This is a genomic window from Rhodoferax fermentans (assembly GCF_002017865.1).
Lineage (GTDB): Bacteria > Pseudomonadota > Gammaproteobacteria > Burkholderiales > Burkholderiaceae_C > Rhodoferax > Rhodoferax fermentans.
Window position 1 is genome coordinate 1,333,351 of record NZ_MTJN01000002.1, and the last position, 23,050, is coordinate 1,356,400.

Annotated in this window: 18 protein-coding genes; 10 read left to right on the forward strand and 8 right to left on the reverse strand. The window is 59.8% G+C overall.

The features are described from left to right. Positions 1-170: 170 nt before the first annotated feature. From RF819_RS06525 to RF819_RS06545, 5 genes are all read right to left on the reverse strand, one after another. Positions 171-2,030, reverse strand: a complete 1,860-nt coding sequence (locus tag RF819_RS06525; RefSeq protein ID WP_200224035.1) for a hypothetical protein — start codon at positions 2,028-2,030, stop codon at positions 171-173. 69 nt (positions 2,031-2,099) lie between these two features. Next, entirely contained in the window at positions 2,100-2,471 is a 372-nt protein-coding gene (locus RF819_RS06530) for a hypothetical protein (protein ID WP_078364232.1), read from the reverse strand. 27 nt (positions 2,472-2,498) lie between these two features. Further along, a complete protein-coding gene (locus RF819_RS06535; RefSeq protein ID WP_078364233.1) occupies positions 2,499-3,716 on the reverse strand; it encodes a multidrug effflux MFS transporter in 1,218 nt (405 codons plus the stop codon). Between the two features lie 374 nt (positions 3,717-4,090). Further along, entirely contained in the window at positions 4,091-5,584 is a 1,494-nt protein-coding gene (glpK, locus tag RF819_RS06540; RefSeq protein ID WP_078364234.1) for a glycerol kinase GlpK, read from the reverse strand. Between the two features lie 24 nt (positions 5,585-5,608). Further along, positions 5,609-6,379, reverse strand: coding sequence for a DeoR/GlpR family DNA-binding transcription regulator (locus tag RF819_RS06545; protein WP_078364235.1), 771 nt, complete (start codon positions 6,377-6,379; stop codon positions 5,609-5,611). Positions 6,380-6,512: 133 nt separating this feature from the next. Here RF819_RS06545 and glpD point away from each other — a divergent pair, with 133 nt between their 5' ends. From glpD to RF819_RS06570, 5 genes are read left to right on the forward strand one after another with little or no spacing between them, the layout of a single operon-like run. After that, positions 6,513-8,063: a glycerol-3-phosphate dehydrogenase gene (glpD, locus tag RF819_RS06550; RefSeq protein ID WP_078364236.1), complete on the forward strand. Its 1,551-nt coding sequence runs from the start codon at positions 6,513-6,515 to the stop codon at positions 8,061-8,063. 56 nt (positions 8,064-8,119) lie between these two features. Next, complete coding sequence (locus tag RF819_RS06555) at positions 8,120-9,085, forward strand: TRAP transporter substrate-binding protein (RefSeq protein WP_078364237.1); 966 nt, start codon at positions 8,120-8,122, stop codon at positions 9,083-9,085. An 18-nt stretch (positions 9,086-9,103) separates the two neighbouring features. Further along, the gene (locus tag RF819_RS06560; protein WP_078364238.1) at positions 9,104-9,634 is read left to right on the forward strand and encodes a TRAP transporter small permease; all 531 of its coding nucleotides are present in this window, start codon (positions 9,104-9,106) and stop codon (positions 9,632-9,634) included. Next, positions 9,631-10,935: a TRAP transporter large permease gene (locus tag RF819_RS06565; protein ID WP_078364239.1), complete on the forward strand. Its 1,305-nt coding sequence runs from the start codon at positions 9,631-9,633 to the stop codon at positions 10,933-10,935. Before RF819_RS06560 ends, RF819_RS06565 begins: the two co-directional genes overlap by 4 nt. A 12-nt stretch (positions 10,936-10,947) precedes the next feature. After that, on the forward strand, positions 10,948-13,371 hold the full coding sequence (locus RF819_RS06570) for a glycoside hydrolase family 31 protein (protein WP_078364240.1): 2,424 nt from the start codon (positions 10,948-10,950) through the stop codon (positions 13,369-13,371). A gap of 116 nt (positions 13,372-13,487) precedes the next feature. On the opposite strand, the gene uxuA is transcribed toward RF819_RS06570, so the two are convergent. Genes uxuA through uxaC form a run of 3 tightly spaced genes read right to left on the reverse strand, consistent with a single transcriptional unit; the run spans position 13,488 to position 17,502 of the window. Then, the gene (gene uxuA / locus RF819_RS06575) at positions 13,488-14,540 is read right to left on the reverse strand and encodes a mannonate dehydratase (protein ID WP_078364241.1); all 1,053 of its coding nucleotides are present in this window, start codon (positions 14,538-14,540) and stop codon (positions 13,488-13,490) included. 43 nt (positions 14,541-14,583) lie between these two features. Then, positions 14,584-16,047 carry a mannitol dehydrogenase family protein gene (locus RF819_RS06580; RefSeq protein ID WP_078364242.1) on the reverse strand — a complete coding sequence of 488 codons (1,464 nt, stop codon included), beginning with the start codon at positions 16,045-16,047 and terminating at the stop codon, positions 14,584-14,586. A gap of 33 nt (positions 16,048-16,080) precedes the next feature. Beyond that, positions 16,081-17,502: a glucuronate isomerase gene (uxaC, locus tag RF819_RS06585; protein WP_078364243.1), complete on the reverse strand. Its 1,422-nt coding sequence runs from the start codon at positions 17,500-17,502 to the stop codon at positions 16,081-16,083. A gap of 271 nt (positions 17,503-17,773) precedes the next feature. Between uxaC and RF819_RS06590 the strand changes: the two genes are divergently transcribed. The 5 genes from RF819_RS06590 to RF819_RS06610 all read left to right on the forward strand — a co-directional run bounded on the left by RF819_RS06590 (position 17,774) and on the right by RF819_RS06610 (position 23,046). Further along, a complete protein-coding gene (locus tag RF819_RS06590) occupies positions 17,774-18,748 on the forward strand; it encodes a TRAP transporter substrate-binding protein (RefSeq protein ID WP_078364244.1) in 975 nt (324 codons plus the stop codon). A gap of 77 nt (positions 18,749-18,825) precedes the next feature. Beyond that, positions 18,826-19,320 carry a TRAP transporter small permease gene (locus tag RF819_RS06595; protein ID WP_078364245.1) on the forward strand — a complete coding sequence of 165 codons (495 nt, stop codon included), beginning with the start codon at positions 18,826-18,828 and terminating at the stop codon, positions 19,318-19,320. Further along, a complete protein-coding gene (locus RF819_RS06600) occupies positions 19,311-20,669 on the forward strand; it encodes a TRAP transporter large permease (protein ID WP_078364246.1) in 1,359 nt (452 codons plus the stop codon). The genes RF819_RS06595 and RF819_RS06600 overlap by 10 nt, the downstream gene beginning before the upstream one ends. Before the next feature lie 97 nt (positions 20,670-20,766). Continuing rightward, the gene (locus RF819_RS06605; RefSeq protein WP_078364247.1) at positions 20,767-22,278 is read left to right on the forward strand and encodes a UxaA family hydrolase; all 1,512 of its coding nucleotides are present in this window, start codon (positions 20,767-20,769) and stop codon (positions 22,276-22,278) included. Between the two features lie 81 nt (positions 22,279-22,359). Beyond that, entirely contained in the window at positions 22,360-23,046 is a 687-nt protein-coding gene (locus RF819_RS06610) for a bifunctional 4-hydroxy-2-oxoglutarate aldolase/2-dehydro-3-deoxy-phosphogluconate aldolase (RefSeq protein WP_078364248.1), read from the forward strand. Positions 23,047-23,050: the final 4 nt, after the last annotated feature.

Sequence of the window (23,050 nt, forward strand, 5' to 3'; positions counted from 1 at the left end):
GTTGCTGGCCAAGCAGCTCAGCCAGAGGCGAAACGGCCACACAGCCACTACCAAAAAAAGAGCTACTGCCCCTTTGCGAATAAGGGATAGCAGCTCTTTTTCATACAAACCGGGTCCAGGGCGCCACCCTGGCCGTCACACCATCCCGCTGGGTGGAAGCAAGCGCCGATTTAGCCCAACCAACCCAGAAACCACATCACACCAACGGCCACCACCAGCATCAGCACCAGGTAGGGCCAGCTCGACGGTTTGTCGGCGTAGGGGTCGCTCAGACTGCGCTGGGCGTTGGCGGGCAACTGCGCGATGTGTGTGAGCGAGGTGCCAAACGGGATGTTGATGCGAGCGCGCGCGTTGATGGCCCAGCCATTGGCGTCCAGGATCGGGCCCAGGTTGCGGGCGCGCAACTTGAACCAGGCCAGCAGCACCGCCGGGCCCGAGATCAGCGACATCACCCCCAACACCACCAGCGGCCACTGCCACCAGGCCAGCGAAAACAGCCCGCTGACCACCGACACCACCATGGTGCCGACCGCACCCAGCGCCAGCCCGATCGCGGCAAAAATACCGGCAAATTTGCCCACGTCAAACGGCGGTGGGGGTGGCGCCTTGGCGGCATCCCCTGCGGCGGCCTTGGTGCTGGCGTTCAGGGCCGCACCCACCAGTTTGTCATCCGCCGCTTTGGCTTTGCTGGCAGCGAGTTTTTGCATCTGGCTGCCCACGGCGCGCGCCACCTGTTTGTAAGGCGCCCAGAACGCCTGGCGCAGGCTGATCGGGTGGTCAATGATTTTGGTGATGGTGGCGTCCCAGTCGCGGCCCTGGCGGTCGTAAAACACACCATTGCGCCCGACCATGAGTTGGTCCGAATCCCCCGCAGTGAAGGCAGCGGCGATGCTGAGTTTGTCTGCCCCGCGCACACAGTCGCAATACACCAGGCACAGCCGGGACAAGCCCGCCAGCGCGGCATGTTTGGCCGCGTCGTTGACCGCCACACACAGCTCACATGAACGCCCGTCGAGGTAGAGCGTGCCGATCTGGAAGGTGGCTTTGCCCTGGCGCGTGTAGAAGTCGCGAAACGCGACAAAGTTGTTGGCCAGCGGCTGCAGGTCGCGCACATAACGGGCCAGTTGTTCCAGGTCACGCACACCGTCGCCCTCGGCCGAGGGGTCGGGTTTGGCCGCCAACCAGGTGGTGTAACTGGCCAATTTGCTCTGGATGTTTTGCCAGTCAGCGGGGCTGAGCTGGTCTTGCGCACCGAGCAGCGGCGTCACCACGCTGTCGCGCAGGGTTTGGATGCGTGCTGCCCAGGCCGGGTTGATGCCACGGGTCAAGGGCAACACAGCGTCTGAGGTGACATGGGCCAAAGGCAGGTCGCTGATGCCCTGGCTGCCGGTCTGCAGGCTGGCGGGCGCCAGCGCCTTGAGGGCGTCTTCGGACGCATTCAGCACCCCACCGGCACGCGCATCAAAAGCGGCGAGCTGGCAGCGCGTGAAAAAGTCCTGCACCTTGCCGTCGAGCTCGGTCACCAGCGCATGAGCGGCGGCGGTGGCGTCACCCAGCGGCAGCGCGTCATGCCCGGCGGCTTCCCACGCCGCCAGCGCACGTGCGGCGTGGCTGAGCTGGGCGGCGCTGGCTTCCGCCACGGTCAAGACATCGGCCTCACCCTTGCCGAGTTGATGCGCCAGCATCAGCGCAGCGGCCTTGATCGACTTGCCGGATTCGTCATCATCACGAATCTGGGCAATAGGTACACCCTCGCACTTTTGCACCAACAACTCGGGGTTGAGCAGGCGGCCATGGGCCCAGCGGATGGCGGCCAGCAGCTCGGGCGCCCGCACATGGCCGTCGTTGTCGCTGTCGATGAACTGCAGGCTGCGGGCGTCAAACTCGATGCCCTTGACCGGGCACGACAAGGCGACCCAGAGTTTCTGGTCCAGCTCGGTCAGGGCCAGCAGGTCGGCCGCTGTGTCGAGTTGCACCTGGTCAAAACCACCTGCCCGGAAAAAACGCCATGGATGAGAGTCAGTGGCCACAATGGCTCCTTGTGTGATGGGATGCCCTAGATATTAGTGCGTGTCTCGCACCCAGAAAACCAACGCGCGCTACAAATCCAAAGCCCAAGCCAAAAACAGCACAAACCCGGTCGACCCCAGCAAAGCGTGGATGGCCAGCACCCAGGCACTCCCCTGGCGTGACCAGCGCCGTGCCAGCACCGAGGTGGCAAAGCCCGTGATGACCGCCGTGGCCAACACCAGTGCGGTCGATTTGCCCAGCGCACCGGCGGCGGCGACACTGCCGTCGGGTGCACCGCGCAACAACATCACCACCATCTCCAGCCCCACCACACCCAGGATCAGGTGAAAGCCGATGTGGATCGGGTTGCTGCCCTGGCGGCGCAGAAACTGCCAGCCCATCCACAAGCCCAAGCCCATCGAGGCACTCAGCAGCAGCAACAGCGGCAGCATCTGCGTCATGTCATGGCCCTGCCTCAAGACCCGGGGTCAGGCACCGATGCTCGCCCAGCGGCGGCGCAGTTGCACCCAGGCCCCCAGGCCAATCGACAACAGCGCCAGCGAGGTGGCCGCCAGCCCGACGGTGGAGTGCATCACCAGCGGCGCAATCACCCCGGCCACCAGACCGTTGGCGCTGGAGCCGACAAAGGCCTGCAGGCTCGAGGCCATGCCCCGCCGATCCGGGTGCAGGTCCAGCACCAACAGGGTCACCACCGGCACCATCATGGCCCAGCCAAAGGCAAATATCGAGATCGGGAACATCGCCCACACAGCCTGCGCGGTGAACAGCATGTTGGCCCCCAGATTGATGATTGCCATGCAGAGCATGATCAGGAACCCGTACTTGATCTGACGCTTGGGGCTGATCCGCCCGGCCATGCGACCACTGACCCAGGCGCCACTCATGATGCCGCTGATGGTGAGCACAAAAAACCAGAAGAACTGCGTGGGCGGCAGGGCCAGATGTTCACCCAGAAACACCGGCGCCGACAACACATACAAAAACATGCCATTGAACGGGACACCACTGGCCAACGCCAGCAACAAGAATCGCGGATCACGCCCGAGCTGCCAGTACCCCTGCATCAGGTTGCTGATCTTGAGCGGCTGGCGATGGCTCAGGTGCAGCGTCTCGGGCAACAAGCGGTAGTTGGCCAGCCACAGAAACACACCGACCCCGGTCAGAAACCAGAACACGCTGTGCCAGCCCAGGTGCGCGAACAACACCCCGCCAATCATCGGCGCCACCGCCGGTGCCACACCAAAATAAATGGTGATCTGGCTCATCACCTTTTGCGCCTGCGCGGGCGGGAACATGTCACGCACCACCGCGCGTGACACCACAATGCCCGCGCCGGTGGTCAGCCCCTGCACCGCGCGGAAAAACACCAACTGGCCGATGCTTTGAGACAGCGCACAGCCCATCGAGGCCAAGGTGAAAGCCGCCAGCCCCCACAACACCACCGGCCGGCGCCCGACGCTGTCAGACAGCGCCCCATGGAACAGGCTCATGAAGGCAAAACCGAACAGGTAGGCCGACAGCGTCTGCTGCATCTGCACCGGCGTGGCGTTGAGAGAGGCGGCTATGCCCGAAAACGCGGGAATGTAGGTGTCAATCGAAAACGGCCCGAGCATGCCCAGCATGGCCAGCAACACCGCCAGCGCCCAGCGTGGCGCCTGCCAGATGTGGTGTGCGTCAGGATTCATCAGAGACCACTTCCGGCAAGACAGCGCATAAACAGAGAGAACACAACATCAGAAACAACAAGAGTTGGGGCCCGGCGGCGGGGCCGGTGCCTGGGTGACAGAAAGAACGCGAAGGGGCGCCCCCTGGGCGAGGTAGAACAAGCAGCTTGCTCGGTTCGAGGCCACCAACGGTGCAAGCCGCCCGGTCTGCACCATGGGTGGTCTGGGCGCCCATGCTGCCATCAAGCCACGGGGAGCACGGACTGTAGCACCACCACCAACAACACCGCCACACCCGCTGAAATAGCACTCAAAATGGCTTCTAGCCCTTATGAATAAAGGGCCTGCAGCTATTGATTTTAAAATGGCGCATGGGCTGCGCCACCTGCGCCAACTCAAGCCAGGGTGGCTTGGCGCACCGCGTGTTCCCATTGCGCCATCAACTCAGCCGCACGCTGGGGCGACATGGTGGGCAAAAAGGTGCGCTCGGGCTGCCAGAGCGATTCCAGCTCTTCCAGCGTCTGGTACACCCCGGTGCCCAGGCCCGCCAGATAGGCAGCCCCCAGCGCGGTGGTCTCGACCACCTTGGGCCGGACCACCGGCACACCGAGCAGGTCCGCCTGAAACTGCATCAGCAGGTCGTTGACGCAGGCGCCACCGTCCACCCGCAACTCGGTGATCGGGGCGCTTTGCCCCGCAGCCGCATCCCGGCCCATGGCGCCCAGCAGCGCGGCGCTTTGGAAGGCAATGCTCTCGAGCGCGGCGCGGGCAATATGCCCCAAGCCGGTGCCACGTGTCAGACCCACAATGGCACCGCGCGCCTCAGGCTCCCAGTACGGTGCGCCCAGGCCTGTGAAGGCCGGCACAAACACCACCCCACCCGAGTCCGGCACACTTTGCGCCAGCGCCTGTACCGCCGTGCTGGAGTCGATGGCACGCAGGCCGTCACGCAGCCACTGCACCACCGCACCACCGATAAACACACTGCCCTCCAGCGCGTACTGCGGGCCAGCGCCCACTTGTGCGGCGCGGGTGCTGATCAGCCCGTTGCCCGAGGTTTGCAACTGCGACTCGGTGTGCATCAGCAAAAAACAACCCGTGCCATAGGTGTTTTTGGCCAAGCCTTTGCGAAAACAGGCCTGCCCAAACAACGCACTTTGCTGGTCACCGGCGATACCGGCAATCGGGATCGACTGCCCAAACAGGCTGGCGTCGGTTTCGCCAAACACATGCGAAGAAGGAAACACCTGTGGCAGCAACTGAGGTGGCACCTGCAGCAGGTTCAGCAGCTCCGAGTCCCACTGGCCGGTACGGATGTTGAACAACATGGTGCGTGAGGCATTGCTGACATCGGTGGCGTGCACCCGCCCGCCGGTCAGCTGCCACAGCAGCCAGCTGTCGATGGTGCCAAAAGCCAGTTCACCACACTCGGCAGCGGCGCGTGCACCCGGCACATGGTCCAGGATCCAGCCCACCTTGGTGCCGGAAAAGTAGGCATCCAGCACCAGCCCGGTACGCTCCTGGATGTTGGCCGCCTGGCCCTGGTCACGCAGACGCTGGCAATCGGGCTCGGTGCGGCGGTCCTGCCAGACGATGGCCTGGTGCAAGGGCACACCGGTGCGGCGGTTCCAGACCACGGTGGTTTCGCGCTGGTTGGTGATGCCGATGGCCTTGACCTCAGAGGCGCTGATGCCCGCGCGCAACAAGGCGTCTTTGGCCGTGGCCAGCTGGTTGGCCCAGATCTCCATCGGGTCATGCTCCACCCAGCCAGGCTGGGGGTAGATCTGGCGCAACTCGCGCTGGGCCGAGGCCACCACACGACCGGCGCGGTCAAAAACAATGCTGCGAGAGCTGGAGGTGCCCTGGTCCAGGGCCAAAAGGTAGGTCATGGTGACGTGAAAAGAAAAAGTAGATCAGGGGGTGATGACACAACGCACACCGGCTTCGTCAAGCAGTGTGTCAAAAGGTGATGGCGGAGCCAGGTCGGTAAACAGCACATCCACCTGGTCGATGCGCGCCACCTCCGCCATGGCGGGGCGGTTGAATTTGCTGTGGTCGGCGGCCAGCCAGACCTCACGTGCGCGCTCGACGATGGCCCGCGCCACCGACACCTCCCGGTAGTCGAAATCACGCAGTGTGCCGTCGGCCTCGATACCCGAGATGCCGATCAGGCCGATGTCGACCTTGAACTGGCGGATGAAGTCCACCGTGGCTTCACCCACGATGCCGTTGTCACGCGAACGCACCACGCCCCCCGCCACAATCACTTCGAAATCCGGGTTGGCCGCCAGGATGGTGGCCACATTGAGGTTGTTGGTGATCACCCGCAGGTCCTTGCGGCGCAGCAGTTCACGCGCCACCGCTTCGGTGGTGGTGCCGATGTTGATGATCAGCGAACAGCCGTCCGGCACCGCGTCGGCCACGGCGCAGGCGATGCGGTGTTTGGCGGCATCGTTGAGCAATTTACGCTGACGGTAGGCGATGTTCTCGGTGGTGGAGCTGGGCAAACGGGCGCCGCCATGAAACCGTGACAACAAGCCCGCGTCTGAGAGCAGCTTGACGTCACGGCGCACCGTCTGCAGGGTGACCCCAAACTGCTCGGCCAGCGCCTCGACACTGACCGACCCCAGCTCCTGCACCTTGCTGAGCATCGAGAACTGACGAGGATTCGGATTGAAGTTCATAAGCAGCCCAGAACGCAGACCATGGCCTGTACTATCGTTGAAAAGCTTCGTTTTAGGCTCTAGGGTTTTCCCTATTGTTCGTTTTTAAAATAATGACTCCAATAGCGAACGCAAACGAATTTTATACGAACCCATGAACGATCACCCAAGGGCATCTCCCACAGCCAGTTATGACGTGCTGGTGGTTGGCGGTGGCATCAACGGCGCAGGCATCGCGCGCGACCTGGCCGGTCGTGGTCTGTCGGTGCTGTTGGCCGAAAAAGATGATCTGGCCGCACACACCTCGTCAGCCTCCACCAAACTGATCCACGGTGGCCTGCGCTACCTTGAATACTATGAGTTCGGGCTGGTGCGCAAGGCCCTGGCCGAGCGTGAGGTCTTGCTGCGCAGCGCCCCCCACATCATGTGGCCGCTGCGTTTTGTCATGCCACACGACCCTGCCATGCGCCCCGCCTGGATGATCCGCATCGGCCTGTTCCTGTATGACCATCTGGCACGGCGCGAGCTGCTGCCCAGCTCAAGCGGCTTGAATTTGCGCCAACACCCGGCTGGTGCACCACTGCAGAGCCGTTTCAAACAGGGTTTTGAGTACTCCGACGGCTGGGTCGATGATGCGCGCCTGGTGGTGCTGCTGGCCATGGATGCGGCCGAACACGGCGCCCGCATCTGCACCCGCTGCGAGGTGACCCAGGTGCAACGCACGGGAGACACCGGCTGGCAGGTGAACTTGCGTCATCGGGATGGGCACATCGAGCCCGTTCAGGCCCGCGCGGTGGTGAACGCCACCGGCCCCTGGGCCAGCCAGTTCCTGCGTGACAGCGCACAACACAAAGCGGTGCGCTCGTTGCGGCATGTCAAGGGCAGCCACATTGTGGTGCCCAAAATGTTTGACCACCCTTACGCCTACATTTTCCAGAACGCCGACCGGCGCATCATCTTCGCGATTCCCTATGAGCGTGACTTCACCCTGATCGGCACCACCGACATCGAGTACCACGGTGGCCTGGATGCCGTGCGTATTGACCAGGACGAAATCAGTTACCTGTGTGAGCAGGCCAGCCGCTACTTTCAGAAACCCGTGCGCGAACAGGATGTGGTCTGGAGTTACTCCGGCGTCAGGCCCCTACTCGATGCGGCAGAAGGCACCGACGCTTCGGCCGTTACACGCGACTACGAACTCGAGCTCGACACCCAGGCCGCCCCTCTGATGTCGGTGTGGGGCGGCAAGATCACCACCTTCCGTAAACTCGCCGAAGAGGCTGCCGACCGCCTCTGTGCCGCATTGGGTGCAGGCCATGCCGCCTGGACCGCGCACGCCAGTTTGCCGGGTGCCGACCTGTGCAAAGGACTTGAGCTGCCAGCCGGTTCCGCAAAGGACATGCCACACGCGCTGGAGATGCTGGTACGCCAGCACCCGGAACTGCCCCCTGCGCTGTTGCAACGCTGGTTGCGCGCTTATGGTTCACGGCTGCAGACCTTCTTGCAGGCCGGTGATTTGGGCCAACAAGTCGCGCCAGGCCTGTTCGAGGCTGAACTGCACTATTTGCACCAGCATGAGTGGGCGCGTTGCGCCGACGACGTGTTGTGGCGGCGCAGCAAACTGGGCCTGCACCTGACTGAGACAGAGCGCCAGCAGGTGGCGAGCTGGTGCCAACAACACTGGCCAACATCCGGCCCCAATTGATTTTTACCCTTTCCCAAACCCCGCCCACGGGCGCTTATCACGAAGGAGATTTTGCGATGAAACTGACAAAACTTGCTGCCACCCTGGTGCTGGTTGGACTTGGCACCAGCGGCGCCTGGGCCGAGACACTGCGGCTGGCACACGGGCTCAATGACAAACACCCGGTGCATCTGGCCATGGTGCGTTTTGCCGAGTTGGCCAAGCAAAAGTCCAACGGCGAACTCGAGATCAAGATTTTCCCCAACGGCACCCTCGGCCAGGAACGTGAAACGCTGGAACAGGTGCAAAACGGCATTCTCGAGATGACCAAGGCCAGCGCCTCGCCGCTGGAGACCTTTGCCCCGGAATACAAGGTGTTCAACCTGCCCTTCGTGTTCCGCAGCAAAGAGCACTTCTTCAAGGTGCTCGACGGCTCGGTGGGTGAATCCATCCTGAACGCCTCCAAGAGCCGCGGCTTCATCGGCCTGACCTTTTATGACTCGGGTGCTCGCAGCTTCTACGCCAAAAAAGCCATCAACACGCCTGATGATCTGAAAGGCATGAAGATCCGCGTACAACAAAGCCCAACCACGATCAAAATGATCCAAGCGCTGGGTGCATCCCCCACACCCATGGCCTGGGGTGAGGTGTATCCCGCGCTGCAAGCCGGTGTGGTGGATGGTGCCGAGAACAACGTCACCGCCCTGACCACTGGCCGCCACGGTGAAGTCAGCAAGTTCTTCTCGCAGACCGAACACCAGATGGTGCCTGATGTGCTGGTGATTTCTACCGCCAAGTGGGACAGCTTGAAGAAACCTTTGCAAGATGCGCTGCGCTCCGCCGCCCACGAATCGTTTGTGTACCAGCGTGGTCTGTGGGCTGAAGCCGAAAAGACCGAAGCGGTTGCTGCAGAAAAAATGGGCGTGAAGTTCAGCACACCTGCCAAACAACCGTTTGTGGACAAGGTCAAGCCGATGCTGGATGAAGAGCGCAAAAACGCACGTATCGCAGGTTTGCTCGATCAGATTGCAGCCACTCGGTAAACCACTCAGAGAAACATCATGATGAGATTGCTACGAACCGTGATCGACCGCCTATTACAGGCGGGTTTGATCATTTCCTTCACCGTGCTGGCGCTGTGTGTGATCTGGCAGGTGATCAGCCGCTACGCGCTGGGTAACCCGTCCATCTTCACGGAGGAAGTATCACGGTTTGCAGTGATCTGGCTCAGCCTGCTCGGAACGGCTTACGCCTGCGGCAGGCTGGAGCACATGGCCTACGACATGCTGGCCGAAAAGTTGCAGGGCCAGGCCCTGTTGACCCACATGCGTGCTGTGGCAGCCCTGGTGCTGGCCTTCTCGGCGACGGTGTTTTTGTATGGCGGGCTCAAACTGGTGCTGCGCGCCTTTCAGGTGGAGCAGTTCTCTGCCACGCTGGAGGTACCGATGGGCTACGTCTACAGTTGTATTCCGATCGCGGGGGCATGCATCGTGTTCTACGAGATTGCGATTCTTGTGAACCCCGCCAGCTTCAGGCGCGCCAATGAAGTGGAAGAAGCGATTGAACATGTGAACAAGGAGTTGGCCGCATGAACGCGCTGATGATTCTGGGCGTGGTGTTCACGCTGCTTCTGTTTTTTGGTGTGCCGGTGAGTTTCTGCATCGGCATTGGTACGGTGCTGGCGCTGTTCACCGTGACCCCGTCGATTGACACCGCCTTGATCGTGTCGGCCCAGCGGGTCGCGTCCAGCCTGGACAGTTTCACGCTGGTGGCCATTCCCTTGTTCATCCTGGCCGGTGGCCTCATGAACACTGGTGGCATTGCGCTGCGACTGATTGACTTGGCCAAGGTGCTGGTGGGCTGGTTGCCAGGTTCTCTGGCACAGATCTCGGTGGTGGCCAATGCACTGTTTGGCGCCATCTCGGGCTCGGCTGTGGCGAGTGCTGCCAGTGTCGGCTCGACCATGTCGCCGCTGCAACGCAAGGCGGGCTACAACATGCCGATCTGCGCCGCAGCCAATGTGGCGGCCTCACCCTGTGGTTTGCTGATTCCTCCTTCAGGCGCTTTGATCATTTATTCGCTGATTTCGGGCGGCACACCGGTGGATGTGCTGTTTGTGGCCGGGTACATCCCTGGCATCCTGATGGCTCTGTCGATCATGGTCTGGATACACATCCTGGCCAAACGCGGCGACCTGCCCAATGATGTGCACAGATACACCCGTCAAGAAGCGCTGCTGACATTCTGGCGCGCGCTGCCTGCGCTGACGATGGTGCTGATCATCATGGGAGGCATCGTGGGTGGCATCTTCACCGCCACGGAGGCCGCGGGTGCCGCTGCAGCCTACACCCTGATCCTCAGTCTGCTGTACCGCAGCCTGACCTGGAAAAAGCTGTTCGATGCGATGCTCAATGCTGCCGTCGGCACTGCTGTGGTGATGCTGATGGTGGGTGTGTCCATGACCATGTCGTGGCTGCTGGCGAGCACCGGCTCGATCACCGTGCTGAGTGACGCCATCACCAACTTCTCGGACAACCCCTACGTGTTGCTGACACTGTTCAACGTGTTGCTGCTGCTGCTGGGAACTTTCCTGGACATCACGCCGGGCCTGCTGATCTTTACACCGATCTTCTTGCCTGTGGCGATGAAGCTGGGCATCTCGCCGGTGCATTTCGGCATCATCATCACGTTCAACCTGTGCATCGGCCTGGCAACCCCCCCCGTGGGCAGCACGCTGTTTGTGGCAGCGCGCATGGCCAATGTGACCCTGGCGCAACTCACCAAACCATTGATGCCGATGTTCTTCTTCCTGATCGTGGCCTTGTGCATGGTCACCTACATCCCGGCGCTGTCCCTGTGGCTACCTCAAGTGGTACTGGGCAAGATTGGCTAACTGGACCCCCTCATGAGACTCGACCAAATTCCTCTTTTTTCACTCGACCCTGCCTGCAGCGGCAACCATCTGGTGCTGCGCAGCGCCGAGGGCGCCCTGGCCCATGTGTTTGTGCTCGAACACGACATCGTCCGCCTGTTGGTGTTGCCCGATGCCAAACTGCACTTTCCCCGCACCTGGGCCATTGCGCCCGGTCTGGACGACATTGCAGCCGAGGGTCGTGACCGTTTTGACCTCTCGGGGTTTGCGCTGCCAGACTTTGAGCTGGCCCAGGACGACAACACCCTCACTATCACCACCCGCGACCTGCGCCTGAGCATCCAGCTCAAAGGCCTGTTCTGCCGCTGGGAAGTTAAACGGGGCGGTGTCTGGCAAGCTGCGGCCAACGACCGTACCACCCAGGCCTACAACTTTGGCTGGTGGGACCAGCGTGTTTACCACTACCTGCAGCGCGAACGCGGTGAGATGTACTTCGGCCTGGGTGAACGCACCGGCCCCGCCAACCGCGCCGGTCAGCGTTACCAGATGTGCAACCTGGACCCGATGGGTTACGACGCCCGCAGCACCGACCCGCTCTACAAACACATCCCGTTTTACCTGACCCACAAGCCAAGCAGCGGTGTGTGTTTTGGCCTGTTCTACGACACCTTGTCCGAGTGTGTGTTCGACATGGGCAAGGAAATGGACAACTACCATGGCCACTACCGCTACTTTGTGGCTGAACATGGTGACCTGGACCTCTACTTCATCGCGGGCGACGGCCCGGCCACCATCACCCAGCGCTACACCTGGCTGACCGGCCGACCGGTGTTTGCACCGAAATATTCGCTGGGTTACTCGGGCTCGACCATGAGTTACACCGATGCACCCAATGCCCAGGAGCGCATGGGTGAATTTCTGGCACGCTGCCAGGAACACGACATCGCTTGTGAGTCGTTCCATCTGTCCTCGGGTTACACCTCGATTGGTGGCAAACGTTATGTCTTCCACTGGAACCGCGACAAGTTCCCTGATCCGGCCGGGTTTGCCGCCAGTTACCTCGCAAAAGGTGTTCGCCTGTGTGCCAACATCAAACCCGCGCTCTTGCACGACCACCCGCGTTTTGCCGAGGCAGCCGCAGCTGGTTTGTTGATCCAGGACCCCGACGGTCAACCGACCGCCGTGCAGTTCTGGGACGACACCGGTGCCTACCTCGACTTCACCAACCCGGCCACCATCGCCTGGTGGAAAGAACGGGTGACCGAGAGCCTGCTGCAGACCGGTATCGCCGCCACCTGGAACGACAACAACGAGTACGAAATCTGGAGCACCCAGGCCCGCATGTTTGGCTTTGGTGAAGCACGCCCGGCGGTCGAGGCCAGGTCGTTACAAACACTCTTGATGATGCAAGCCTCCCACCAGGCACAACAGGCGTTTGCGCCCGATGAGCGTCCCTGGCTGATCTCGCGCTCGGGCACACCGGGCATGCAGCGCCATGTGCAAACCTGGTCGGGTGACAACTACACCAGCTGGGACACGCTGCGTTTCAACATCCGCATGGGCCTGGGCCTAGCGCTCTCCGGCGTGTCCAACACCGGGCATGACATCGGTGGGTTCTCCGGGCCAGCACCCGGGCCAGAGTTGTTGCTGCGCTGGGTGCAAAACGGCATTTTCCTGCCCCGCTTTTCCATCCACTCCTGGAACGATGACGGCACGGTGAACGAACCCTGGATGTACCCCGAGATCACGGCACGCATCCGTGAACTGATCGCCTTGCGGGTGCGCCTGACGCCTTACCTGTACCACCTGCTGTGGCGCTCCCACTCGGCCTACGAGCCGATGATCCGCCCGACCTTCCACGACTTTCCGGCGGACGCGCAGACCTGGGCAGAAAACGACGACATGTTGCTCGGCCCCAATCTGCTGGTGGCCTCGGTGGTGGAGCCCGGCGCCACACAACGACGTGTCTGGCTGCCCGCTGGCAGCGACTGGTGTGACTTCTGGAGCGGCCAACGCCACCACGGTGGCCAATGGCTGACCCTGGACGCACCGCTGGACAGCAGCACACCACCTTTGCTGGCACGTGCAGGCTGCGCCATCCCGCTGAACCTGGCGCCGGTGCATTTTGGGCAAACGGATGATGTGCGAGGCTTCCAAGTGTTTCCTCTGGAGACCGGGGCGTTCGAAGCCACATGTTTTGAGGACGACGGCCACAGCCTGGCTTATCAACAAGACCAGTTCGGCTTGTGGACATTGGCCGTCCAATGTGATGCTGAGGCGCTACGTATCCAGATAGCCAAGTCTGGGCAAAAACCACCCGTGTCCAATGAGGTGACGCTCCTGATACCGCAAGCGGACCCGCGCTCGGTTGCGGTCGAAGGCGCCACGCTGCTGTCGGAAACCAGTCAGGGAGCCTGGCGTTACCTCACACTGCGTCTGGCAGCGACCGGTGCGTAAATTTCAGAGATCTTGATATAAAAATAGCTGCTAGCCCTTATCCATAAAGGGCTAGCAGCTATCACTTTTAAAGAAGCCGCCACACCGGTTCACCCCGGTGTGGCGGCTTTCTGTTGTCAGACCTTAGCCTGCGTGTATTTGCTCACCGCTTCCCACAAGCCGTTGAGGTAGACCGCCCCCAGGGCCCGGTCATACAGGCCATAACCTGGCTTGCCAGTCTCACCCCAGATCATGCGGCCATGGTCCGGACGCCAGTACCCCTCAAAGCCCACGTCATGGTAGGCCTTCACAATGGCCGCCATATCGAGTGAACCATCACAGGAGCGATGGGTGGACTCGTAGAAGGTGCCATCGGGCTCGACCTTGACGTTGCGCAGGTGCCCAAAGTGGATACGCCCCTGGCCACCAAACTCCTTGACCAACGAGGGGATGTTGTTGCACAGGTCCGCACCCAGGGAGCCCGAGCACAAGGTCAGGCCGTTGGAGGTGGAGTCCACTATTCCGACCAGACGTGCCAGGTCATCACGGTTTTTGACAATGCGTGGCAGGCCAAAGATCGGGCGCGGCGGATCATCGGGGTGCATGGCCATCTTGATGCCCACCTCTTCAGCCACCGGGATGATGGCCTTGAGGAAGTACTCCAGGTTGGCCCACAGGGCTTCTTCGTCGACGGCCTTGTACTCGGCCAGCAGGTTCTTGAGTTCTTCGGGTTTGTAGCTGGCATCCCAGCCCGGCAGGGAGATGCCCTTCTCCGGGTCGATCTTGGCCACCGCTTCGGCATCAAAGGCCAGGGTGAAGGAGCCGTCAGGCAGCTGTTTGGCCATTTCGGTGCGGGTCCAGTCAAACACCGGCATGAAGTTGTAGCAGATCACCTTCACACCCACGGCCGCGCAGTTGCGGATGTTTTGCTGGAAGTTGGCAATCAGGCGGTCCCGGCTGGGTTTGCCCAGTTTGATGTCTTCATGGGTGGGTACGCTCTCAACCACTTCGAATTTGAGGCCTGCGCCTTCGATGCGGTCACGCAGGGCTTGCAATTTGTCGATGGGCCAGACTTCACCGACGGGCACGTCGTAGATGGCCGACACGATGCCGTACATGCCGGGGATCTGGCGGATGTATTCGAGTTTGACCGGGTCGGATTCACCGTACCAGCGGAATGTCATTTTCATAGGAGGTCTCCTGGTTGTAGGGGGCTATGGACTGTGGCTGTGCTTAGAACACGAGTTGGGTGGCCACGGCCACTTGCGGGTGTTTGGCCAGGCGCTCAAAGGCGGCCAGCAGTTCGGCTTTGAAGCCGGCATGGGCACGCAGGTCGGTGCCGAAGATTTTCTCAATCGACAGCAGGTTCTCCACCACGGTGGCGGGGTTGGTGCTGCTGCGGGCCTGGGCCAGGATGTCGGCTGACAGGGGGTCGTTGAGCACGGCGTCTGCGGTGTGAGCGGTTTTGACGGCAAAGTGCATCCAGGCGGCAATCGCGGTGGCGATCATCGGCGAAGTCAGGCCTTTGGCTTGGCGGTCACGCAAGGGCGCGAGCAGGCGCTGCGGCAGCTTTTGTGAGCCGTCGGAGGCAATCTGTGCGGTGCGGTGTTTGAGGGCGGGGTTGCGAAAGCGTTGTTTGAGGCTTTCCACGTACTCGGCCGGGTTGACACCTTTGGGGGCATGCAACACTTCACGGATCTCGACCCACAGCGGGTCCAGGATGTCGGTGATCAGGGGCAGTTGCATGGCATCGGCCACGGTTTCACGGCCGGTGAGTTGACCCAGGTAGGCCAGGGTGGAGTGCGCGCCGTTGAGGCAGCGCAGTTTCATGTTCTCCCAGCATTCGATCTCGTCGGAGAAGATGGCCCCACCGATGGTCCAGTCGGGGCGACCCATGGTGAATTGGTCTTCGATGACCCATTGCACAAATTGTTCGGTGACCACGGGCCAGGCGTCTTGCATGCCGATGGCTTGGGTGATGTGGGCACGGTCTGCATCGGTGGTGGCCGGGGTGATGCGGTCAACCATGGTGCAGGGGAAGGTGACTTTGGCTTCGATCCAGGTGGCCAGGTCGGCATCGACTTCGCGGGCAAAGGCGAGCACGGCGGCTTTGGCCAGGATGCCGTTGTTGGGCAGGTTGTCGCAAGACAGGACGGTGAAGGGCAGGATGCCTGCTGCGCGGCGGTTTTTGAGGGCCTGGACGATCAGGCCGAGCACGGTTTTGGGGCTGCTGGGGGTGTCCAGGTCAGCGGCAATGGCTGGGGCCTGGAGTTGCAGTTTGCCGCTGGCGGGGTCGAGGTAGTAGCCTTTTTCTGTGACGGTGATGCTGACGATGCGGGTGCTGACGTCGCTCATCTTGGCCAGCAGTTTGTCGGCGTCTTCTGCACCACCGAGGACGTCGATGATGGAGCCGATGACTTTGATGTTTTCACCATCGGCGCCCATTTCAGCCAGGGTGTAGAGGCCGTCCTGGGGGACCAGGGCGTTTTTCATATCCGCAGAGATGACACCAGCGCCCACAATGCCCCAGGCCAGGTCACCTGAGGCCAGTACGGCTTCGGTGAACATGGCTTGGTGCGCCCGGTGAAAGGCGCCTATGCCCAGGTGCACGATGGATCCAACCACTTGGCTGCGGTCGTAGGATGGTCGGGTGACCGACTCGGGCAGGTGGGACAGGCTATGGGCAGATAGGCGCATGGTGATTTTGACGGATTATGTTGTAAGCCAGACTTAATCTTCAACGCCAGGAATGGCGAAGTAGTTCTTGGCGTTGCGGAAGCTGATGTCCTGAACCATGGCACCAAAGGTCTCAAAGTCAGCAGGGATCTCTCCGTTTTCCATCCAGCCACCCACCAGTCCACACAGGATGCGGCGGAAGTACTCATGGCGCGGGAAAGACAAGAAGCTGCGCGAGTCGGTCAGCATGCCCACAAATCGTGACAAGACACCCAGGTTGCCCAAACTGATCATCTGACGACGCATGCCGTCCATGTGGTCATTGAACCACCAAGCTGAGCCCATCTGGATCTTGCCTGGCACCGAGCCGTCCTGGAAACAGCCCATGACCGTGCCCAGCACTTCCAGGTCATTCGGGTTGAGTGAATACAGAATGGTTTTCGGCAACATGTTCTCGCTTTGCAGCGCATTCATGAAGGCGCCGAGCTTGGCAGCAATCTGCTCGTCATTCACTGCGTCGTACCCGGTGTCCGGCCCCAGCTGTTTGAACATGGCACTGTTGAGATTACGCACCGCCGCCATGTGCAGCTGCATGGCCCAACCGCGCTTGGCATTCATGCGTCCCACATCGAGCAAAACGGCGGTCTTGTAGATATCCGCCTCGTTGGCACTCAAAGCGGTGCCACTCAACAACTTGGCAAAGATGGCTTCAACGGCCTGGGCACTTGCAAAACTGGCAAAAGGCGCTGCCAGACCGTGGTCGGAAGCACGGCAACCCAGACTGTGAAACACGGCGTGGCGCGCATCCAGAGCGGCGATCAGCGACTGGTAAGAGCCGATGGCGACGTTGGCACTGGCACCGAGTTTGTCAATGTAAGACTGCCAGATGACCAGATCGTCGGTAGCCAGGGCGCGGTCCGGGCGGAAGCTCGGCACCATCACGGGTTGGCCCGGTTGACGCACGGCGGCGTAGGCGATATGGTGTTCCAGCGAGTCTGCGGGATCGTCGGTGGTGCCTACCGCACGCACGTTCATACGCTGCAACAGTGAGCGGGCACCAAACTCGGGGAGAACGATTTGAGCGTTGCAGGCCTCCCAGATGGCTGGGGCGGTTTTAGCTGACAGGGGTTCAAAGATGCCAAAGTAGCGTTGTAGTTCCAGATGGGTCCAGTGGTACAACGGGTTGCCTACCAGACGGGGCACGGTTTGCGCCCAGGCTAAGAAGGTTTGGTAGTCAGGTTCATGGCCGGTGATGACTTGCTCAGGCACACCGTTGGAACGCATGGCACGCCATTTATAGTGGTCACCACCCAGCCAAGCATGGGCAAGATTGCGAAAGGTAGCATTGCTGGCAATGTCAGCGGGGGGCAGGTGGCAGTGGTAGTCGATGATCGGCATCTGCGCTGCGTAATCGTGGTACAGCCTCTTGGAACAATCGTCAGGCAAGAGGAAATCAGCATTCATAAAAGGGGACATGGGGTCACTCCGTGTGTAAAAACAGGCAAGCCAGAGACTCTAACTCAAAGCAAACGAGAATTCAATCAAATTGAAACGGCGTTTTAGTTAAGAAAAAATACACTTTGACTTACCTCAATCTTACACAAACTAAAATGAAATTTTGTTTCAAAAATTATTGGGCGCCGTTTGATTTTGGCGTATATTCCCGGCACTTGCTGCGGAAGCCCGAGTGCCCCCTGGTAAGTTTGTTCAGCGGTGTTCTCTGTTTAATCTAAATGATGAGGCAATTATGAAAAAAAATGTAAAAAAAATCCTAGCGGCGGCACTGATTGCTGCATTCGCTGCAGGTAGCGCTTATGCGCGTGATTTCCGTTCGGCTGACGTGCATCCGCAGGATTACCCTACTGTGATGACCGTCAAGAAAATTGGCGAAATTGTGAGCCAAAAAACCGGTGGCAAATACAACGTCAAAGTGTTTGGCAACAGTTCTCTGGGATCTGAAAAAGACACCGTAGAACAGGTGAAGATTGGCGCATTGGACATGGTCCGCGTCAGCACAGCTGCGTTCCACGGCATCATTCCTGAGTCCATGGTGCCTTCGTTCCCGTTCATTTTCCGGGACATCAAACATTTCCGCGCTGCCATGAACGGCCCTGCTGGCGATGAAATCCTGGCTGCTTTCGACAAAGCCGGCTTTGTGGGCTTGGCTCTGTGGGAGTCCGGTGCACGTTCGGTCTACGCCAAGAAACCGGTGCGCAACCTGGCCGATATGAAAGGCATGAAGATCCGTGTTCAGCAGTCTGATCTGTGGGTCAGCCTGGTGCAAGCCATGGGTGCCAACCCGACACCGATCCCAATGGCCGAGGTTTACACCGCCTTGAAGACCGGTTTGGTCGATGCGGCTGAAAACAACTACCCCTCGTACGAGACCGCCAAACACTACGAAGCTGCACCGATCTACAGCGAAACTCAGCACGTCATGTCACCTGAAGTGTTGGTGTTCTCCAAAAAGGTCTGGGACACGCTCACTCCCGAAGAGCACAAAATCATCCGTGACGCAGTGAAGGAAGCTGGGCCTTACTACATTGATTTGTGGACCAAGAAAGAGCAGGCTTCCAAGGATGCAGCCAAGAAGGCTGGCGCCACCTTTGTGGATGATGTCAACAAGCCAGAGTTTGTTGCCGCTATGAAGCCGGTTTGGGACAAGTTCTCTCCAACACCTCAACTGAAGGCGTTGGTTCAGAAGATCGTTAACACCAAGTAATCTGGTATTTGACGTTGGGTTGATGATATTGCCCGAAAGTTGCATCGCGCTTTCGGGCATTTTTTTGGAGTGAGTTTATGAAATGGCTAACGTGGCTTAACAGCCGCCTGTCGCGTTGGGCAATGTACATTGCTGTGGCGTGCCTGCTTGGCATCGTTGGTGTGGTATTCGGGTCCGTGATCTGGCGTTATGCGCTCAACGATGCACCCGCCTGGTCTGAGCAAGTAGCGTTGATTCTGGTGATCAATGTGGCCATGTTTGGCGCCTCGGCCGGAGTTCGAGACGAAGGACACATCGGCATGGAATCCCTGGTTGGCCTGTTGCCTGCCAAATTCCAGTTTTGGGTTGGCAACTTGGTGGGTTTGATCACCATTGTTTTTGGCAGTTTTCTCGCTTGGGGTTGCTGGACCATGGCTGTGTCAGTGTGGACCAACCAGATTCCAACCCTGGGTATTTCGGAGGCCTTTCGTTACCTGCCCTGTGTCGCGGCTGGGTTGATGATTGTGCTGTTTTCCATTGAGCATCTGATTGCGATGTCTTCTGACACGAAAGTAATTCCATCATGGCACTGACCGTTCTCTGCATCAGTTTTCTGGTGTTTTTATTGTTGGGGGTGCCCGTTGCCTTCTCCATCGCGTTGAGTTGTATTGCAACTTACTGGACCGAAGGTTTCCCTCTGGAGCTTGCATTCCAGAACATGATTTCTGGCATGAACGTGTTTTCGTTCCTGGCGATCCCGTTTTTCATTTTCTCGGGTGAGCTGATGCTGCATGGCGGCATCGCGGACAAGATTGTCAACTTTGCCCGCAACATGATCGGTCACCGTCGCGGTGGCTTGGGCATGGCCAACGTGGTTGCTTGCACCTTGTTTGGTGGCGTCTCCGGCTCACCTGTGGCCGACGTCTCCGCCATGGGTGGTGTGATGATCCCGATGATGAAAAAAGAAGGCTACAGCGCCGACTATGCCGTCAACGTGACCACCCACGCATCCCTGTGCGGAGCGCTGATGCCGACCTCCCACAACCTGATCATCTATGCTTTTGCAGCATCGAGCAGCAGCGGCTTGCTGATGGGTAAAGACATCATGATCAAGGGGGTTTCGATTGGGGACTTGATGTTCGCCGGTCTGTTGCCAGTGATTGTGCTGATGGTCTGCATGTTGTTTGCAGCCTACTGGGTGGCCAAGAAGGAAGGTTATCCCATTCGCGCCGATGGCAGCAGCACCTTGGACAAGTTTGCTGGCTGGAATGCGGTGTTGACCTCGGGTGTCGCAGCTTTGCCGGGCATGTTCGTTGTGGTGATCATCCTCGGTTGCATCATCATGGGCATCACGACAGCAACTGAAGCGGCCGGTATTGCTGTGGTGTACTCGTTGTTCTTGACCTTTGTCGGTTACAGAACCATGACTTGGGAAAAGCTGATGAAGGCTGCGGCCAAAGCCGCCAAGACCACCGGTGTGGTGTTGCTGCTGATTGGTGTCTCCACCATGTTCCAGTACATCATGACCATTCTGGAAATTCCGGACAAAACAGCCGAACTGCTGCTCAGCGCCACCACCGATCCGATCGTGATGTTCTTGCTGATCAACCTGATCCTGTTTTTGTTGGGCACCTTCATGGACATGGCCTCGACCATCCTGATCTGCACGCCACTGTTTTTGCCATTGGCCATCCACATGGGCATGGGTCCGGTTCAGTTTGGCATCGTGATGCTGCTTAACTGCGCGCTCGGTCTCAACACACCTCCGGTCGGAACCACCCAGTTTGTGGGGTGTGCGATTGGCGAGGTCTCGGTGGAACAGGTCATGAAAAGCATCTTGCCGTTCTACGGGGCTCTGTTCGCCGTGATGGCTGTGGTGACCTATTTCCCGGCATTCTCTACCTGGATTCCGAGCCTGCTCAAAGGCGCGCCAGTTTACTGAGACTCGCAAGAACCCGTCCGATTTCTCGGCGCGGGTTCTCTGCCACGATTAAAAATTCTCTGCGGCATCTTGCCGCAGCACTATTGAGGGGAACTCAATGCCATCTTCAGTTATCCGTTTACACGCCAGTGACGATGTGGTGATCGCCACCATGCAGTTGTTGCCAGGTACATCTTTGCTGGCCGACAAGCTGGTGGTGCGCGACCTGATTCCGCCAGGCCATAAAGTGGCCGCACACGACATCGCTCAAGGGGCGGCGGTGCGTCGCTACAACCAGATCATCGGTTTTGCCAAGGTCAACATTGCTGCCGGTCAGCATGTGCATTCGCACAACCTTGGCATGGGCGAGTTTGAGCGCGATTACGGCATTGGCCAAGGTGTTAGCGAGTTGCCAAAAGCTGAGCACCCAGCCACCTTCATGGGCTACAAACGCGCCAATGGCAAGGTCGGAACACGCAATTACATCGCCATCATCGCCTCGGTCAATTGTTCGGCCACGGTGGTACGTGCGATTGCCAGCCATTTCAGCCGGGAAAAGCTGGCTGCCTACCCCAACATCGATGGCGTGGTGGCTTTGCCCCACCCACTGGGTTGTGGCATGGGGGTGGTGAGTGAAGGCATGGACATCCTGCGCCGCACCATGGTCGGTTATGCACGCCACCCGAACTTTGCTGGCGTGTTGTTTGTGGGTCTGGGTTGTGAACAAAACCAGATTGCCCCCATCGTTGAGATGGTGGGTGCCCACGACGAGGGTATGCTGCAACAACTGGTCATGCAGGCCGAAGGTGGCACCACCGCAGCCATCAAGAAAGGCATTGCGCAGGTCACCAGCATGCTGGAACGCGCCAACACCTACCAGCGCGAGCCAGCATCGGTCAGCCATCTGATTGTGGGCCTGAACTGCGGCGGCTCCGATGGTTACTCCGGCATCACCGCCAACCCGGCATTGGGTGGCGCCTCTGATTTGCTGGTGTCACATGGTGGCACCACCATCCTGTCTGAGACACCGGAAGTTTATGGCGCAGAACATCTGTTGACACGTCGCGCCGCCAGCCCCGAGATCGCACACAAACTGATTGACCGCATCAAGTGGTGGAAGGACTACACCACCCGCAACGGCAACCAGATGGACAACAACCCGTCGGTGGGCAACAAGGCGGGCGGCCTGACCACCATTCTGGAGAAATCTTTGGGGGCTGTTGCCAAAGGCGGCACCAGCACACTCAATGGTGTGTACCTGTATGCCGAACCCATCACCGCCAAGGGCTTTGTCTACATGGACACCCCTGGCTACGACCCGGTGTCGGCAACAGGTCAGGCTGCGGGTGGTGCACAAATCATCTGTTTCACCACGGGCCGTGGCTCGGCGTTTGGCTGCGCGGGGGTACCCACCATCAAACTGGCCACCAACAACGCACTCTATGAGCGCATGCAAGATGACATGGACGTCAACTGCGGCGACCTGATCACCGGCACCCCCATGACCGAGATCAGCCAGCGCATCTTCGACGCCATCATTCGGCACGCCTCAGGTGAGAAGGTTCGCAGCGAAGAACTCGGCTATGGCAACGACGAGTTCCTGCCGTGGCAAGTGGGCGCGGTGATGTAAATCCCCATGGATGACTGGTCTGACTGGCCTTGACCAGGGTCAGCAGGCATTATTTAACAAGGTTTTTTTAGGAGCGTAAGCATGGCATCAAAAGATCGTATGGCAGTCCTTTCGGCGATGATGAAACAAAGCATCATCCCGGTTTTTTACCACCCAGATGTTGAACTGTGTATCAACGTCATCCAGGCCTGCGCCAACGCGGGCGCCAAGTGTGTCGAGTTCACCAACCGTGGTGACTTCGCTGCACAAGTGTTCCTGGACGTGACCCGCCACTTCGCCAAGGCTGACCCATCGGTGATCATGGGTGTAGGCTCGATCGTGGACGCACCCACCGCCGGCTTGTTTATCGCCAACGGCGCCAAGTTTGTGGTTGGCCCGCTGCTGAACGCTGATGTGGCCAAGGTTTGTAACCGCCGTGGCATCCCCTACAGCCCAGGCTGCGGCTCGGCCACCGAAATCGGTGACGCGCAAGAGTTGGGCGTTGAAATCGTCAAGGTGTTCCCTGGCTCGTCCGTGGGTGGCCCCGACTTTGTCAAGAGTGTGATGGGCCCCATGCCCTGGACCCGCATCATGCCCACTGGCGGCGTGGAACCCACCGAAGAGTCTTTGCGCAAGTGGTTTGGTGCCGGCATTGTGGCCTGTGGCATTGGCTCCAACATGATCACCAAGAAACTGCTCGACGCCAAGGATTACAAAGGCATCGAAGACAACGTGCGCAAGACGGTCGAGCTGGCCGCCTCCATCAAGGCCGAACTGGCCGCCAAATAATCAG